The 17,011-nt window shown below is 59.7% G+C and carries 15 protein-coding genes; 6 read left to right on the forward strand and 9 right to left on the reverse strand.

What is annotated here, in order from left to right; all coding sequences use genetic code 11:
- From HMPREF2842_RS09310 to HMPREF2842_RS06805, 5 genes are all read right to left on the reverse strand, one after another.
- Nucleotides 1-194 (reverse strand): hypothetical protein (locus tag HMPREF2842_RS09310; protein ID WP_210398798.1); only part of this gene is annotated, 194 nt, incomplete at its 3' end.
- 448 nt (nt 195-642) lie between these two features.
- Nucleotides 643-1,419: a TrmH family RNA methyltransferase gene (locus HMPREF2842_RS06790; RefSeq protein WP_239662183.1), complete on the reverse strand. Its 777-nt coding sequence runs from the start codon at nt 1,417-1,419 to the stop codon at nt 643-645.
- Between the two features lie 122 nt (nt 1,420-1,541).
- On the reverse strand, nt 1,542-2,123 hold the full coding sequence (pyrE, locus tag HMPREF2842_RS06795; protein WP_005507935.1) for an orotate phosphoribosyltransferase: 582 nt from the start codon (nt 2,121-2,123) through the stop codon (nt 1,542-1,544).
- 65 nt (nt 2,124-2,188) lie between these two features.
- Nucleotides 2,189-3,769, reverse strand: coding sequence for an anthranilate synthase component I family protein (locus HMPREF2842_RS06800; RefSeq protein ID WP_070643707.1), 1,581 nt, complete (start codon nt 3,767-3,769; stop codon nt 2,189-2,191).
- Between the two features lie 27 nt (nt 3,770-3,796).
- Nucleotides 3,797-4,129, reverse strand: a complete 333-nt coding sequence (locus HMPREF2842_RS06805; RefSeq protein ID WP_049350220.1) for a rhodanese-like domain-containing protein — start codon at nt 4,127-4,129, stop codon at nt 3,797-3,799.
- 310 nt (nt 4,130-4,439) lie between these two features.
- Between HMPREF2842_RS06805 and HMPREF2842_RS06810 the strand changes: the two genes are divergently transcribed.
- The 5 genes from HMPREF2842_RS06810 to HMPREF2842_RS06830 all read left to right on the forward strand — a co-directional run bounded on the left by HMPREF2842_RS06810 (nt 4,440) and on the right by HMPREF2842_RS06830 (nt 10,917).
- The gene (locus tag HMPREF2842_RS06810; protein WP_070643712.1) at nt 4,440-5,900 is read left to right on the forward strand and encodes a peptide MFS transporter; all 1,461 of its coding nucleotides are present in this window, start codon (nt 4,440-4,442) and stop codon (nt 5,898-5,900) included.
- Between the two features lie 348 nt (nt 5,901-6,248).
- On the forward strand, nt 6,249-7,439 hold the full coding sequence (locus tag HMPREF2842_RS06815) for a Fic family protein (RefSeq protein WP_070593543.1): 1,191 nt from the start codon (nt 6,249-6,251) through the stop codon (nt 7,437-7,439).
- A gap of 247 nt (nt 7,440-7,686) precedes the next feature.
- The gene (locus HMPREF2842_RS06820; protein WP_005507939.1) at nt 7,687-8,211 is read left to right on the forward strand and encodes a DUF4242 domain-containing protein; all 525 of its coding nucleotides are present in this window, start codon (nt 7,687-7,689) and stop codon (nt 8,209-8,211) included.
- Nucleotides 8,212-8,241: 30 nt separating this feature from the next.
- A complete protein-coding gene (locus HMPREF2842_RS06825; protein WP_070593542.1) occupies nt 8,242-9,327 on the forward strand; it encodes an acyl-CoA dehydrogenase family protein in 1,086 nt (361 codons plus the stop codon).
- Between the two features lie 255 nt (nt 9,328-9,582).
- Nucleotides 9,583-10,917 (forward strand): uracil-xanthine permease family protein, encoded by a 1,335-nt coding sequence (locus tag HMPREF2842_RS06830; RefSeq protein WP_070593541.1) that lies wholly within the window; start codon nt 9,583-9,585, stop codon nt 10,915-10,917.
- Nucleotides 10,918-11,027: 110 nt separating this feature from the next.
- On the opposite strand, the gene HMPREF2842_RS06835 is transcribed toward HMPREF2842_RS06830, so the two are convergent.
- The 4 genes from HMPREF2842_RS06835 to HMPREF2842_RS06850 form a co-directional block, all read right to left on the reverse strand.
- Complete coding sequence (locus HMPREF2842_RS06835; RefSeq protein ID WP_070593540.1) at nt 11,028-12,545, reverse strand: ATP-binding protein; 1,518 nt, start codon at nt 12,543-12,545, stop codon at nt 11,028-11,030.
- A 178-nt stretch (nt 12,546-12,723) separates the two neighbouring features.
- On the reverse strand, nt 12,724-13,536 hold the full coding sequence (locus HMPREF2842_RS06840) for an HAD-IIB family hydrolase (protein WP_070643716.1): 813 nt from the start codon (nt 13,534-13,536) through the stop codon (nt 12,724-12,726).
- A gap of 92 nt (nt 13,537-13,628) precedes the next feature.
- Entirely contained in the window at nt 13,629-14,174 is a 546-nt protein-coding gene (locus HMPREF2842_RS06845; RefSeq protein ID WP_049326809.1) for a YbhB/YbcL family Raf kinase inhibitor-like protein, read from the reverse strand.
- An 83-nt stretch (nt 14,175-14,257) separates the two neighbouring features.
- Nucleotides 14,258-15,193: a carbohydrate kinase family protein gene (locus tag HMPREF2842_RS06850; RefSeq protein ID WP_070643719.1), complete on the reverse strand. Its 936-nt coding sequence runs from the start codon at nt 15,191-15,193 to the stop codon at nt 14,258-14,260.
- A 289-nt stretch (nt 15,194-15,482) separates the two neighbouring features.
- On the opposite strand from HMPREF2842_RS06850, the gene HMPREF2842_RS06855 reads away from it, so the two are divergent.
- On the forward strand, nt 15,483-16,919 hold the full coding sequence (locus tag HMPREF2842_RS06855; RefSeq protein WP_005504207.1) for a glyceraldehyde-3-phosphate dehydrogenase: 1,437 nt from the start codon (nt 15,483-15,485) through the stop codon (nt 16,917-16,919).
- Nucleotides 16,920-17,011: the final 92 nt, after the last annotated feature.

Here is a 17,011-nt window from a genome sequence, read left to right on the forward strand (position 1 = left end):
CCACCAGAATGCAATGAAGATGCACGGTCATTCATCCAACCCAGATGAGGGTTATCCCAGGTGTACATACGGGACCCAAGGAAATTGGCATCCGAATAGAAAGTAACACCCGCATGTGCCGGAGGTGCTACCGCACCGAAAGTCACCGCAGCCACACAGGCCGCAACAGCAAGAGACTTATTAAAGATCCTCATCAGAATCTCCTTTCAAAAGAATGACGCCGCGGTCATTCATATCCACAACCCGCAATCATTAGCGAGCCGAAGTCAGGAAATCCATCGCATGTCCCAAACCGAATTTGAGAGTGCGATTCTCATATTCCCTGTGACTTGAATTAACACTAGCACACCTAGACTATTTATTTAGTGACCTAAATCACTTATGTGATAATATGTGATTTACCCGATTTAGATATATTTAAATATTATTTACTACATTTACAAGACAAAAAATCCAGATAACATCACACAACCCCACCACAAACAACGCATCAAACCCCGTGGGTACCCACATTCATGTGAAAAACTCAACACCCCACTCTAACAAAAAAATCACCCAAACCCCCAATAAAAACCCCCAACAAAAAAGGTTCCGACGCGCACACAACGCATCGGAACCTTTAAACACCAAACAGCCGCCAGGCTACGACGGAATCTGGCCAAACACATGGCGGCGAACCCACGCATGCATCGCAATACCCGCAGCCGTCGCCGCATTCATCGAACGCGTTGACCCAAACTGCTCAATCGACAGAGTATCCCTAGCCGCCGCATGCAACTCCTCCGACAAACCCGGGCCCTCCTGACCAAAAACCAGCACACACCTCTTCGGCAGATCATACGTCTCCAGGGGCACCGAATCCGGAAAAATATCAATACCAATAATTTCCAGACCCTCAGCCTGCGCCCACGCCACAAAATCCTCAATCGTCGGATGATGACGCACATGCTGATAACGATCCGTCACCATCGCACCACGACGATTCCAACGGCGACGCCCAATAATATGGACCTCCTTCGCCAACATCGCATTCGCAGTACGCACCACCGTGCCAATATTCAAATCATGCTGCCAATTCTCAATCGCCACATGAAAATCATGGCGGCGCGTATCCAGGTCAGCAATAATCGCGTCCATCGACCAGTAACGGTACTTATCCACCACGTTACGGCGGTCGCCCTCACGCAGCAGCTCCTCATCCCAATGGTCGCCCTCAGGCCACGGACCCTCCCACGGGCCCACACCCACCTCAAAACGGGCAGTACCCTGCTCAGTACCCTCAACAGCCTCAGCTACAGCCGCCTCAGCAGGCACAGCCTCAGCAGGTACAGCCTCAGCAGGTACAGCCTCAGCCGCCTCACGATTCTCAACCATCACAACCACCTTCACGCCAACAACCAGCGCCACTCCGGCGCCCACAGAGCCATCTTACAGACAAAAACCCGCACCACCAGCCACACACAGTAGCCAGCGGCACGGGTTCACCCGCCGCAGCGGAACGTCTTAAAAATTCACGAGGTCCTAGTCCAAGCTAGTAGAGACTAGTCCAGGCCCAGCTCATCCTTCGAGTACGCGTACAGGCACGGAACGCCCGCAACCTCTTCCACATGCTCCTTAGCGCCGGTCGCACGGTCAACAATCACAGCAACCGCCACAACCTCAGCGCCAGCCTTACGCAGCGCCTCAACAGCAGTCAGCGCAGAACCACCGGTAGTGGAAGTGTCCTCAACAGCAACCACGCGGCGACCCTCAACGCTCGGGCCCTCCACCTGACGGCCCATGCCGTAAGACTTCTGAGCCTTACGCACCACAAACGCGTCAATCGCACGGTCCTGATCACCAGCGGCACGCATAATCGCGGTACCCACCGGGTCAGCGCCCATGGTCAGGCCGCCAGCAGCCTCAAACTCGATGCCGTTCTTATCCAGCAGGTCCAGCATGACCTGACCAACCAGGCGAGAAGCCTCGTGGTGCAGGGTGATGCGGCGCAGGTCAACGTAGTAGTCGGCTTCCTTGCCGGAGGCGAGGACCACGTGCCCGCGCACCACAGCCAGCTCAGAAATCAGCTGGCGCAGGCGTTCACGGGCTTCTTCAATGGGGAGATTTTCAGAAAGCTTAGTCATAGTTCAAGTGTAGCGGCTCACGTACAGGCGGCGCAGGCTATTCCCTGCACTATTCCAGCCCTAGGCTATTCCACCACGCGACCCACCGACGGCGGCAACGCAGCACGCAACTTCGTCAGCATCTCCTCATACTCGGCGGTCGGGTCGGAATCAGCCACGATAGCGCCACCGGCGGCAAGAGTCACCGTGCCCTCATCGTGCGCCACGAGCGTGCGAATCACAATCGACAGGTTCGCCGAACCATCCGCCGACACAAAACCCAAAGCACCCGAATACACGCCGCGAGCGCGACCCTCCAGGCCCTCAATAATCTGCATGGTCGAAGGCTTCGGCGCACCCGTCATCGAACCACCCGGGAAGCACGCCCGCGCGGCAGCCACCGCGGAAATTCCCTCACGCAGACGCGAACTGACCGTAGACACCAGCTGATGCACCGTCGAATAGCTCTCCACGCCCATAAGCACGGGCACGCGCACGGACGCCGGGTCAGACACCGTAGACAGGTCATTACGCAGCAAATCCACGATCATGAGGTTCTCGGCGCGGGTCTTCTCATCGGTACGCAACCATGCCGCAGCGGCGGCATCTTCTTCCGGGGTGGCGCCGCGAGCAATCGTGCCCTTAATCGGCTTGGTCTGCGCGTTGCGGTGCGTATCCACGCTCAAAAAACGCTCCGGCGAAGAAGAAAGCACCGAAAAATCACCGCACCGCAGATACGCCGCATACGGTGCCGAGTTGTGGGCGCGCTGGCGGCGGTACAGCTCAAAGAAAAGCTCCGGGCTCGGATTGGGGATGCGCGCGACCGTCTGCGCGGTAAGGCACACCTCGTAGCTGTTACCCTCGTAAATTTCGCGCTGACTAGTGCGAACGGCATCCATGTAGGCTTCCGCGGCAGGTGCCGGGAAGAGCAGGGGCTCGGTGAGCTCGGGGGTATTTACGGGGGCATTATCTGAGGCACTCTCCCCCACCGCGCTCAGCGCCGGAGCCAGCACCGTGCTCAGCAGCCGCTCCGCCGCCTCACACCACGACTCATCGCCCACCAGCCAGCTACGCGCCGCAGCCCCCGGGCGGGCATGCTCATGCACCAGGTAGCGGACCGCCGGCAACCACAGAGAATCCGGGGTCGGCGCCTCATGCGCCGGCAGGTAGCCGGGCACCGGGTGGCCGTGCTCCATGCCCATGGCGGCACGCGCCTCATAGCCGAAATAGCCCACGTAACCGCCACGCAAACCCGCGGGCAGACCGGTTGCCGCCGCGGTATCCGGGTGCACGCGCGGTGCGCGGGCGAGCGCCGCCTCCAACTGGGCGAAAGGGTCTTCCCCGCCAGACTCAGCCGCCGCACGCGCCGAATCCACGCGCAGGGGCGACAGCTGCGGCGGGACCACGCCCACATACGAGGCAACCGACATAGGCGACTCCTCACGCGCCGAATCCAGCCAGAAGGAATACTCGGCACCACCGGTCAGCAGCGGGTACGCCTCCTCGCAGTTCACCGCGAAAGGAAGCGGGCGCACGATAAGCTCCCGCGTCTGCGCATCCCACGGGATGCTCTGCAGAATACTCGGCAGGGCATGAGGGGACGCAGAAGCGGGAGCGTTCGGGGTAGAAAAAATACGGTCCGCGGAAGTTTCAGTCACGGACTCCATTGTATGGCGTACAGGCGAACTGGCGGTTTAGTGAACGACTGCGGGTGCTTCGCCGTTTTCGCTGGTCATCGGCAGACCGGCAGCGAACCATGCGCTGGTGCCGCCCGCAATGTTGTGTGCGGCGTAGCCGTGCTCGCGCAGGAAGGTTGCAGCGCGGTTCGAACGGCCGCCACCGTGGCAGATGACGTAGAAGTCTTCGCCGGGTGCGGGCAGTTCAGCCAGACGCTCAGCGATGGTACCGAGGGTGATGTGCTTGGCGCCGGTGGCGTGGCCGCCCTCCCACTCGTAGTCTTCACGCACGTCGATGATGGTTGCGCCGGCAGGAACGTCGCGGGGGTCAACCTGGGGTACAGCGGTCATGGGGTTCTCCTTTGAAATGGTTAAAAATGAGCCGGTCGGCACGGCGGGGTGCCGGGTGGGCATAGTTATGGTTCCACTCTAGCGCTTTGGGGGTGCGTGGCGCATCTAGCCCGGTATTTGGGGGTTTGCGAGATTCGGAAGCAGTGCATACGAAAAAATCGAAATGGTTTTTCATGCACTGAATAAGAGTTTATTCTGTGAAATATAGGTGCGTGCCATGTATACATATGCATGGGCAAGGGTATACACTTATACACATATTGCCCGGGTCACACAGAACCCCGGGCTTGCACAGAAAAGAATTACCACCATGTCCAACACCATCACAGGTGCCGAACCCAAGGACACCAAGACCTTCTTCGGCCACCCGAGCATGCTCGCGAACCTGTTCACCGTAGAAATGTGGGAGCGCTTCTCCTTCTACGGTATGCAGGGCATCATGATCTACTACCTGTACTACACCGCCGACAAGGGCGGCCTGGGCCTCGACAAGGACCTCGCCACCGGCGTTATCGGCGCGTACGGTGCAGTCGTGTACCTCATGGCAATCCTCGGCGGTATCCTCGGTGACCGCATCCTCGGCCCCGAGCGTACCCTCTTCTACTCCGCCATCGGCATTATGGCAGGTCACATCTCCCTCTCCCTCATCCCCGGCGTGCCGGGTGTGGTGATTGGTCTGCTGCTGGTCGCTATCGGCTCCGGCGGTCTGAAGAGTAACGCATCCGTGCTGGTCGGTTCGCTCTACAGCGACAACGACTCACGCCGCGACGCAGGCTTCACCATCTTCTACATCGGTGTGAACACCGGTGCACTGCTCGGCCCGATCCTGACCGGTTGGGGCTGGCAGACCGGCGGCTTCCACCTCGGCTTCGGCCTTGCCGCAATCGGTATGGCTGCCGGCCTGATTCAGTACTCGCTGACCCGCAAGAACCTGCCCGCCTCTGTGCACCACGTGGGTACCCCCTTCACCGGCGCCCAGAAGCGTAACTTCTTCCTGGCACTGGTCGGTATCGTCGTCGTTCTCGGCATCCTGCTGGCGACCGGCCTGATGACCGCAGACAACCTCAAGAACTGGGTCATGGGCTTCATCTTCATCGGCGCTATCGCCCTGTTCGCACAGATGCTGACCGCTAAGGATGTCACCGCTGATGAGCGTTCCCGCGTCACCGCATTCATCCCCCTGTGGATTGCAAACTCCGTATTCTGGGCACTGTACCAGCAGCAGTTCACCGTCATGGCGGTGTACTCGGACGAGCGCCTCAACTGGAACATCCTGGGCATGGAGCTGACCCCGAACCTGGTCAACTCCATCAACCCCGTCTTCATCATCATCTTCGGCATGATGTTCTCCGCCCTGTGGACCAAGTGGGGCGACCGCCAGCCGGTCACCACCCTGAAGTTCTCCGCAGCGCTGATTATCATCGGCCTGGCGTTCTGGATCTTCCTCGCTCAGGCGGGCGTTCAGAGCGTGAACGTCGGCTGGATCGTGCTGATCCTGTTCGTCTGCACCATCGCCGAGCTGATTATTTCACCGGTGGGTATTTCGCTGGCGACCAAACTCGCCCCGAAGGCGCACCGAGTGAACATGATGGCGCTGTACTTCACCTCCGTGGCAATGGGTACCGTGCTTTCCGGTTGGCTGGCTCCGTTCTACAGCATGGAGACTGAGGTTCCCTACTTCACCTGGATGGGTATTATCACCATCGCGACCGGTATTCTGCTGTTCCTGGTGCACAAGCCGGTTCAGAAGATGATGCGCGGCGTGAAGTAGCCACAAAGCTGCTTGTCTAGGCTGCTGACTCGCTGTTTTCAGGCGGCGTGAGCGTGTATAGGCGAGCGTATATTAGGCTAGGGGCCCCGAATCCTTGAATTACCAAGGGTTCGGGGCCCTTGCTGTATGCACTTGGTGCATGCCCTGGTGTATGTGCCAGCAGTCGGAGCGCCGGAATGTTGAAGGGAGGTTCAGGAGGGGCGGGTTTAGGGGCGTTCGGGGCGTTTTCCTTAATGAGACAATCCGCGCAGATTTTCTTATTAAGCGCCTTAATAAGAAAATCGAAGTGTATTGTCTTATTAAGACCCCCACCCCACGACCAGCAACCAACACGCAGGAGGAGGAACCATGCCCTCAGCCATCACCTGGCCCGCCCTCACATGGGAGCCGCAAACCCCCTGGGTGCACCGGGACGCCCTCGCCTCCCGACGAGCAACGCGCCGCAACTCCGGCACCTTCTCCAGCGCCGTACCCGCCTCCATTGCTGAGCTCAACATCGAACTCAGCCCCGCACTGCGAGCGCGCCTCCAAGAGAACGCCACCGCAATGACCCGCTTCGATGAGCGGCTCCACCACATCGGCAGCATACCCTTCTCCGCGGTTCTTCTGCGCGGCGAATCCGCCTCCAGCTCGCAAATTGAAAACCTCACCGTTAGCGCACGCAGGCTCTCGCTTGCCGTCCTGGGTGCAAGCGGGTCGAAGGTCGGTGTTAACGCCGAGCTGGTGGCGCGCAATGTTCACGCCATGCGTGCAGCCCTAAACACGGCAGAGAACATTAGTGTCGATAACATTCTGGCGATGCACCGCGAACTGACTCGCGGCCTGCAGCAGGACTCCGGCGTGCTTCGCACCCAGTGGGTGTGGATTAAGGGTGATTCACCCGTGACCGCCGACTACGTGGCACCGCATCACGAGCGGGTTCCTGCCGCCCTCGAAGACCTTGTAGCCTTCATGAACCGCCGCGATATTGACCCCCTCGCACAGGCGGCTATCGCGCACGCCCAATTTGAGACAATCCACCCCTTCACCGACGGCAACGGTCGAACCGGGCGAGCCCTCATCTCCGCGCTCCTGCTCGCCCGCGGCGTCACCCGCCACGTGATTCTGCCCGTCTCCTCCGGCCTGTTGCACGATACCGAAGGGTACGTTCAGGCGCTCACCGACTACCGTGCAGGCGACGCCGAACCCATCATCGAGCTCTTCATCGACGCCACGCAGAAGGCAATCACCAACGCAGAAATCCTGGCGCAAGACATTGAAATCTTGCGCGATGAGGTGCTGTCCATTGCCCAGCGCAAAACCCCTCTCCTGCGTTCCCTCGCCGACCTGTGCTGCACCGAGCCCGCCTTCACCGCGCGCATGGTGGAGGAGCACACGCAGGGGTCGAAAGCCAGCGTGTACCGCCTCCTCAACCGCATGGTGGAGCTGCAGATTCTGCGTGAAGAACGCGTCAAAATTCAGGGGCAAAAAGTGTGGACTGTCCCCGCTCTCAACCGCGCCCTCGACGACTTTGCAGCACGAGCGGGACGGCGCGGATAGATGCGCCTCCGGGTTCGATAACCCACGCGAAAATTCTGCGGCTGTAGGCGGGTTCCCATGCACGGAACTGTGACGATTTATGTCTCCGCATGAACACACATGACGAACATTAGAGTCAAAAAGGACGTATTAAGCCACGAACAGAAATCTACTAGACAGCCCTCAACCACGGGTCTAAGGTGAATCCATAACAAACCGGAAGGCCCCTTCCGGAACAACCCTTCAACCCTTAGCCGAGGAGAAAATCATGGCACTTTACCTGGTAGAACTGACCCCCGCACAGCCGTCCAAGGACGAAGCAACCGCACTCATCGAGACCGTCAACTCGTCCCTGACCAACGGCGCCGAGCTCATCGAAACCCAGGTCTCCGCAGACCACAAGATCGTCTTCGTCATCGTCGAATCCGAGAACACCGCATTCGGCCCCGACCTCGCCGCAGCAATCGGTGAGCGCGCAGCCGTCGCAGGCCCCGACGCAGTCCGCCTGGTCGGCGCAGAGCTCGAAGACATCAAGAAGCTCAAGAAGGACGCAGACTACCTGGTTGAGTGGGACATCCCCGCAGAGATCACTATGGAACAGTACCTGACCCGCAAGAAGGCAAACGCCCCCAAGTACGCTGAAGTACCCGAGGTTTCCTTCCTGCGCACCTACGTTCGCGAAGACACCGCCAAGTGCCTCTGCTTCTACGACGCACCCGACGAAGAAGCTGTTGTTCGCGCCCGTAAGGCCGTCAGCACCCCCATTGACCGACTGTTCAAGCTGCACGCATAGACGCGATGCTCCCCTCTTAGGAGAAACCCCATGTCTGAGTTCACTCTCGAACCCCTCTACGACTACCCCCAGCGCGAGCAGGTGCTCGCACTCGCCCAAACCCACGCTAACGCGGTTGACCGTGGCGAGCGTTCCCCCTTCGAAAACCTGCGCGAAATCGCTAAGGACGGCCTGATTACCCTGGGCCGCGACGGCGGCTCCCTGGTCCCCCAGGTTTCGGTAGCGTTCGACCTTGCCACTGAGGATGCCTCGACGGCGTTCTCCCTGTGGGCTCACCGCTCCACCATCGCGTTCTTTGACGCTGTGGGTCGCGAACTGCCCGAGGGCCTGTCGGATGCGACCGTCAGCGGCACCACCGCAATGGCGGCGGCCTACAAGGAAGCTTCGGGCCTGGCACCGATCAAGGTTGAGGGCACCCTCGTTGAGGGCGGCTTGAAGCTGAACGGTTCCGTGTCGTGGGCGTCGAACCTGTATCCGGGCGGCGTGATTGTTCTTCCGGTGGCTGTGCAGAACGCCCCGGAGAGCCACCCGAACCGCTACATCGTGACGGTTCGCCAGGATGTTGAGGGTCTGAGCATTGACTACCACCGCAACCTGCTGGCGCTGAACGGCACCGAGTCCGGCACCCTGAAGTTCGAGGACGTTTTCGTTCCGAGCGAGGACATTCTGAGCGACAACATTGAGGCGTTCCTGCACGATGTGACCGCGCCGTTCCTGCTGGTTCAGTCGTCGTTCTGCCTGGGTCTTGCCGCTGGCGCCCTGCAGGAGGCTGCTAAGCACCTGGACGTCTCTCAGGGCGTATTCCGTCCTGAGTTCCCGCTGATTCTGACCGAGTACCAGAGCCTGCGTGAGGAACTGATTCGTCTGGCGTCTGAGCCGGAGCGTGCTGAGCGTCGTGACCTGCTGAGCCTGCGCCTGGGTGTTTCGCACTTTGCAACCATTGCTACTCACTTTGAGCTGCAGGTTGTTGGAGGCGCCGGTTACGTGGCTGATTCCCCGACGGCTCGCCGCCTGCGTGAGGCGACGTTCCTGCCGGTTCAGTCCCCGACCGAGGGTCACCTGCGTTACGAACTGGCGCGTTACGATCACTTGGAGAACCTGCGTGACGCTCTCTAAGCCACTGAGCTAGCTGTAGCGAGTGTTTTTATTCGCTCTTTGCATCAATACCCTGTATATGCGATTTATTGCATATACAGGGTATTGATGCTTTCTGGGTTATATACGCGACATAGAGCCCACGATAAGAGAATATATGCACCACTCAACGTATCCCTGCTCATATTTACAGCCGTTTAGCTGTGACCCACGCTTGTATACGCGTAGAATGATGTGGAATTTTATACACCACCACATTCACCTCAGGAGCTCCCTTTGAGCATCTCTAAGCTTCTCGGCTTTGACTGGTCGATCCACGGCGACGGCCGCAGCATCAAGCCCGGTTCCTTCGTTGCCCCGAACGAGCGCCTCGCATGGCCGATTACCATCGGTATCGGCGCGCAGCACGTGGTCGCAATGTTCGGCGCGACCTTCCTCGTGCCGATTATTACCGGCTTCCCGCCGGCAACCACCCTGTTCTTCTCGGGTATCGGTACGGTCCTGTTCCTGCTGATTACCCGCGGACGCGTCCCCTCCTACCTGGGTTCCTCGTTCGCATTCATTGCACCCCTGGCGGCTGCTATGAACTCGCACGGCCCGGCCGGTGCCCTAGGCGGTATCGTCATGGCGGGTGCGGCGCTGTTCCTGGTCGGCCTAATCGTTCAGTTCGCTGGCACCGGCTGGCTCACCAAGCTCATGCCCCCGGTCGTGACCGGTTCGATTGTGGCGCTGATTGGCTTCAACCTGGCAAAGAGCGCTAAGGACAACTTCATGGTGGCACCGGTGACCGCGCTGGTGACCCTGTGCTCCATCATCCTGATTTCGGTGCTCTTCAAGGGCATCATTGGCCGCCTGTCCATCCTGCTGGGTGTGGGTATCGGCTACATCACCGCCGTGATTCGCGGTGAGGTAGACTTCTCCAAGATTGACAAGGCTGTGCAGACCCAGGGCATCATTGGCCTACCGCAGTTCCAGACCCCCGAGTTCCACTGGGAGCTCGCAGGCCTGTTCATCCCCGTGATTCTGGTGCTCGTGGCTGAGAACATCGGTCACGTGAAGTCGGTGGCTCAGATGAGCGGCGAAAACCTGGACGACTACTCCGGCCGCGCCCTCATGGCGGACGGCCTGGCAACCACCATCGCAGGCATGGGTGGCGGTTCGGGTACCACCACCTACGCTGAGAACATCGGTGTTATGGCTGCAACCAAGGTGTACTCCACCGCGGCGTACTGGGTGGCTGCTATCTTCGCGATTGTTCTGTCGCTCTTCCCGGGCTTCGGCGCGGCTATTGCGTCTGTTCCTGCGGGTGTTCTGGGCGGTGCCGCAACCGTGCTGTACGGCATGATCGGTATGCTCGGTGTTCGTATTTGGAGCGAGAACCGCGTGAATTTCTCGAACCAGATTAACCTGACCACCGCCGCTGTGGCGCTGATTGTGGGTATCGCGGACTACACCTGGACCTTCGATGGGATGACCTTCGCCGGTATTGCTCTGGGTACCGCTGCGACCCTGATTATCTTCCACCTGATGACCTTCATTGCGAAGTACACGAAGGCTGCTGGCGACCCGCTGGAGCCCTTCGACCCTGAGAAGAGCACTGAGGGACACTAAGTTCTTCACCGCCCGTTGGAGTAATTCTCCTGAGGCGTAGGCTGTAGAAAAGCGGCCCGGATGGATTGGTTTCCATCCGGGCCGCTTTTGCATGTTAGCCCGATATTCGGTTAGGCCAGGCGGTATGTCGTATTGCGGTTACCTCGACCACCTTCACGCACGATTACGCCCTCTTGAAGGAGCTTCGTGAGGACGTACCGGACCTGCGGCTTCTGCAGCTCAGCAAAAGGCTCAGGTAGCACAGCCATGATGTCCTCGATACCGGCGGGGTAACGCAGCGAGCGCAGGGCGAGGAGCACCGCCTCCTGACGGTTACTAGGAACCGTAGGCGACGATTGGCGCGGGTCTACTTCCGACTTCTGCTGCGGTGAACCAACATCGGCGGCACAAGCACCAGCCAGAGGCTCCCTGCTAATAATCGCAGTAAAACGAATGACCCCATCAACGAATTGGATGGGTTTCAGCCCTGCCTGACGCACCGCCTCCTGGGCAGTGTAGATGCCGCTACCTTCACCTTCGATGACGCGGTATCCGTCTTCAGGGGTTGTTACATGCGTGCAGATGTCATACAGGCGGTCATTCACGCGGGAGCGTTCGCCGTACTCTTGCAGACGCTGGAGAGTGATTCCGTATAGACCACCAGGGTTCTCTACAGAGATTCGGTCGGGGAAAATCCTGACGCGCACCTCTTCGGTATCTGCTTTGGGGTTGAGGCTGCGGTGTACGAGTGCATTCGACAGGATCTCGCGAAGGGCAATATCGGGTACTTCCTGCCCGTTGATGAGGTGCCCGTTGGACAGTTCGACAACCGGGTGTGCCAGGTTCCGCTTGACCCATGCCAGAGTCTCTTCGAGCATCGCGGGGATGGGGCCATCCGCCTCGAATTTGTCGAGGTTGCGGGCTTTACCGCTTGGGTCGATGACGACTCCGGTGACTTTGAGCGAGGGCCTGAACTCCTGAGGGTAAGAACCCAAGGCGTACAAGCCCGCAAGGGAAAGATTATTGGTTCCGAGGGCAATAATTCCCTTACGGCGGAGGACTTCTTCATCGGAGCTTCCGGCGAGGCGGCGTGATTTAGCACGGACGTCTCGCAGATAAGCAGTTTTGAGGCCTTCGTCTAGGTCAGCCAGGGAGGTGTATTCTACCGGCTCCTCATCGAATCCGGTGCGTGTCCGCTGAGCTACCATCAGGTCGGTTTCGTGGCGGCTCATTTCGTGGTCACCGTCGCCGGAACGCACGTACGCTTTACCGCCAATGTAGGCGGGGCGTTCATAGGGAGGCAGCGGAGGGATTGCGGCGACAAAGATTTTGGCGTCTTCGTAGAGGATGGTGCCGGATTCCATGGTGTTCGGCGGCTTGAGGCCCCTGCGGAGCTTGTTGCCGAGGGTTTTTTCTAGGTCTGCAGGGTCGTATACGCCTACAGGTGCAAAGTCATTATTCTCGTCGAGGCCGCAGATAATGATTCCGCCCGTGGAACTATTGGAGAAGCTACTCAGGGTTGCGTCTAGGCTTCCGGGGTAGCCTCCGTGGGCTTTTTTAACCTCGATAAACTGCGTATCGCTGCCGTGAGTGCACAGTAGTTTGATGGTTTCAGCAAGCCATTCGGGGGTCCATTCCACGTTGTTCATACAAAAAATTTTAGTCTAGACACAAATTAGATGTAAATCAGACACAAAAATTTGAGTCTAGACATAAATTTTTATGTCTAGACTCAAATTTTTTATGTGTAGACATAAAAGTTTATGTCTGAGTTATGTCTGCGGAGGCTCACCTAGCCGCTAGTGCTGGATAGCTAGTGCTAGGCGGCTAGGACCGTTCGGCGAGCATCGCCTCAATCGTCTGCGCCACACCGTCCTCATGGAAGGGCGGGCAAGTGCGCCCCACCTTCGCAATGAGCGCCGGCTGCCCCGAGGCCATGGCGAAGCCCTCCCCCGCCCAGCAAAGCATCTCAGCGTCATTCGGCATGTCACCAAACGCCATCACCTCGTGCGCCTCAATGCCGTGGCGTGCCGCGAACTTCTCCAAAATCCGCCCCTTATTCACGGTCTTAGAGCCCATCTCGATGAGCGGCTCACCGACCACGCCGCGGGTCACCGACACCAGCGAACCCACCGCCTGATGCACGCGTGCCTGCAGAATATCCGGGTCCATGCCGGGCACACGAATCAGGTACTTAATGACCGGGGTTGAACCAATACGTTCGAGCGCCTCGGCGATTTTCGCCTCCACCACGCGGGCGCCCTCAAGCACCTCACCGCCGTCGTGCGGGCCCTGAATGTAGACGGTGTCCACGGTTTCGAGGGTGTAGGTGGCGTCGGGGAAAATGGGCTCCAGCAGCTCGTGAGTACGGGCAATCACCGCGGGATCAGCGCCGTTGACTTCTTCCACCTCGTTCGCGCCCAGGTGGTACACCACGGCACCGTTGGAGCAGATGGCGTAGGAGTCGAAGTCGGTCTGCTCGCGCAGGGGCGTGAGCCAGCGGCTCGGGCGGCCGGTGACGAAGACGATATCAATCCCGGCGGCGCGGGCGGCCTCAAGGGCGCGCAAGGTACGCGGACGGAATCGGAAATCGTGCCCGATGAGGGTGCCGTCCAGGTCGCTGGCGATGAGTTTAATCATGCAGATATGCCTTCAGTGGTGGGGTGTATCGGTGCTGGTCAGGGTGCAGGGCTGGCAGGGTGCGGGTCTGGTGAGACTGTGCCGGTGTACCGCTATGCCGCCGGTTCCGCGTAGGTGACGGTCAGGAACGCACGACCCAGACCGTGGCCGAGCAGGTTAAAGTTCACGACGGCGGGGCTGGCGTTCTCGTCAATGTCGAGCTTCTCCACATCCACGGCGGTGACGCAGAAGATGTAGCGGTGCGGGCCGTGACCAGCCGGAGGGGCAGCACCCAGGAAGCCCGCCACACCGGCGTCGTTGCGGTGCGTCAGGGCGCCGGCGGGTGCATCCGCGCCAGTGTCAATGCTGGTCACGTTGGCGGGAATGTTGGAGACAGTCCAGTGCCAGAAGCCGCTGGGGACGGGCGCATCCGGGTCGAAGCAGGTCAGTACGAAAGACTTGGTGCCCTCGGGGAATCCGCTCCAGGACAGCTGCGGGGAGCGGTCCTGACCGCCCGCCAGGCCGAAGAGGGCGGAGCGCATCCATTCGGGGGCGGTGCCGCCGTCCTGAACGTCGGTGGAGGTCAGGGTGAATTCGGGTAGTTCGGGCAGGCCCGCGTAGGGTTCGCGGGGCAGGGGCGCGGTGCCAATGTTGGTCATGGTGCTCCTCAGCGTTGGGGTGCGGGTGGATATGGCGACGCCGGCGGACAGAGTGAGCTATCCGCCGGCGAGGCGTGAATTTTTTAGCCGTTGAGTACGGCGTCGAGTTCTTCGCGGGTGGGCGGGTTAGCGCCCGCGCGGGAGACGGTGATGCCGGCTGCGGTTGCGGAGAAACGCAGCAGGTCGGCAATCTCTTCTGCGGTCAGTGCGGCGACCTTAGCGTGTGCCTCGGAACCGGCAATGCCGCGGTCGAGCAGGCCAGCAATGAGCGCCGCCATGAGGGAGTCACCGGCACCGACGGTGTCCGCAACCTCAACGCGGTGTGCGGGCTGGCTGATGCCCTCGGGGTACTTCTTGGTGAAGGCGATGGGGCCATCTTCGCCGCGGGTGATGACCATCAGCTCTGCGCCGAGGTCAAGCCATGCGCGGGCGGTGTCGTCGAGGGAGCGCTCGGGGTAGAGCCACTGCAGGTCCTCGTCGGATGCCTTCACGACGGTGGAGAGGGAGACGAACTTTTCAGCCCATGCGCGGCCCTCATCAACATTGTGGATGAGGGTGGGACGGCAGTTCGGGTCGTAGCTGAGCAGGGCGCTGTCGCGGGCGGCTTCGAAGGCTGCGGCCACCACGTGCGCGCCAGGTTCGAGCATGGCGGCGATGGAGCCTGTGTGTACCGCATTGGAGGTGCGTGCCAGTTCGGTGAGCTTCTCGGCGACGGAGTCGAGGGACCAGGTGATGTCGAATTCGTACTCTGCTGCGCCGTCGGCACCGATAGTTGCCTGGGCGACGGAGGTGCGCTCAGCACTGTGTTCGAAGGGCAGGGTCACCTGGGATGCTTCCAGGTGTGCGTCAATGCTCTTGCCGTAGGCGTCGGGGCCGTAGTGGCCGACGAAGTTGGTGGGGTGGCCGAGGCGGCGTGCGCCCACGGCTACGTTCATGGGCGATCCGCCGGGGTAGGCGCGGGTTTCTCCGTCGTGCTGGTGGACGACGTCTACGAGTGCTTCACCGATTACAGTCAACATGGTTTCAATTTTACCTATGTTTTCCCATGTCGTGGGGTGTGTTTTTGTGGGTATTTGAAGTGGTTTTACTTTTCCTTTTGAGGGCTTGTGTTGGCTTGCCGGGCGGGTGCAGGAACTGACTTTTACCTCTTCTGACTTTTAGCCCCAATATCACTAATTTTGAGGCTCTAGAGGGGTTCGCACGGGTTAGACTTAAACCGACGCCGGGTCTTTAACGCCCGGCACGGTATTGACGCGACAGCACCGTCGCGCCTACCCTCCAACGACGAAGTTAGGAAGAAGGTCATACGTGACGACTGCAACCGCTACCTGGGTTAACCGTGAGGCTACCGCAGAGGAGCTGATCCCCCTCATCGGTAAGCTGCACCGCGAGAACGGTGTGGTGCTGAGCATTCACGGCCGTAGCCTGGTCAACAAGTCTGTCATTGAGCTGCTGAAGCTGCACGATTTTGTATCTCACATTGATGGTGCACCTCTGAACCCCGCACACACCCTGGAGCTGGTTCGCGCTCTGGCTGAGCTGAACCTGGGTGCATGCTCGATTAACATTGCTGCTCTGCACAAGGCTCACCGTGAGGCTGGCTCCCCCGAGCTGTCCATGTGGCTGCCCGAGCAGCTGGGTTCCTCCGTGAACCACCAGGGCGACCAGCCTAAGGAGCAGGACGTTGTGCTGTACGGCTTCGGTCGTATTGGTCGCCTGCTGGCTCGTATTCTGCTGGAGCGTTCCTCCTCGCCGCTGGGTTCTGGCCTGAACCTGCGCGCTGTTGTGGTGCGTAAGAATGGTGACAAGGACCTGGTCAAGCGTGCATCCCTGCTGGAGCGCGACTCGGTTCACGGCCCCTTCAAGGGCGTTATTGAGGTGGATGAGGAGAACAGCACCATCATCGCTAACGGTGTTCCGGTTCGCTTCATTTACTCCTCAGACCCGACCACCGTCGACTACACCGAGTACGGCATCAAGGACGCTCTGCTGGTGGACAACACCGGCCGCTGGCGCGACGTTCCGGGCCTCGAGCAGCACCTGAACCGCCCCGGTATTTCTCGTGTTCTGCTGACCGCTCCCGGTAAGGGCGACATGAAGAACATCGTGTTCGGCGTGAACGATGACGTCATCACCGATGAGGACAAGATTCTCTCCGCAGCATCCTGCACCACCAACGCGATTACTCCGGCACTGAAGGTTCTGGATGACGCATACGGTGTTGAGCGCGGCCACGTTGAGACCGTTCACGCATTCACCAACGATCAGAACCTGATTGACAACTTCCACAAGGGTGACCGCCGCGGTCGCTCCGCTGTGCTGAACATGGTCATCACCGAGACCGGTGCTGCAAAGGCTGTTTCTAAGGCTCTGCCGCAGCTGGAAGGCAAGCTGACCGGTAACGCTATCCGCGTTCCCACCCCGGACGTCTCCATGGCAATCCTGAACGTGAAGCTGACCAAGCCCGCAGGTTCCGCTGAGGAGCTGAATGAGCTGTTCCGCCGCGAGTCCATCGACGGCGAGTTGCGCCGCCAGGTGGGCTACTCGGATTCCCCCGAGGCTGTTTCCACCGACTTCGTGGGTTCCCGCACCGCAGGTGTTGTGGACTCGCTGGCTACCGTGGTGACCGATGACTCCGCAATTGTCTACGTCTGGTACGACAACGAGTTCGGTTACTCCTGCCAGGTGATTCGCGTTCTGGAGCGCATGGGCGGCTACGACGTGCCCTCCTACCCCGCTAAGTAAGCTACCCCAGCTCATCTAGCACACATATAGCAAACCCACCGGTACATATAGCCATTTGGCTATATTGCCGGTGGGTTTGTTTATGAGGTTAT

This window comes from Rothia sp. HMSC069C10 (genome assembly GCF_001812205.1).
GTDB lineage: Bacteria > Actinomycetota > Actinomycetes > Actinomycetales > Micrococcaceae > Rothia > Rothia mucilaginosa.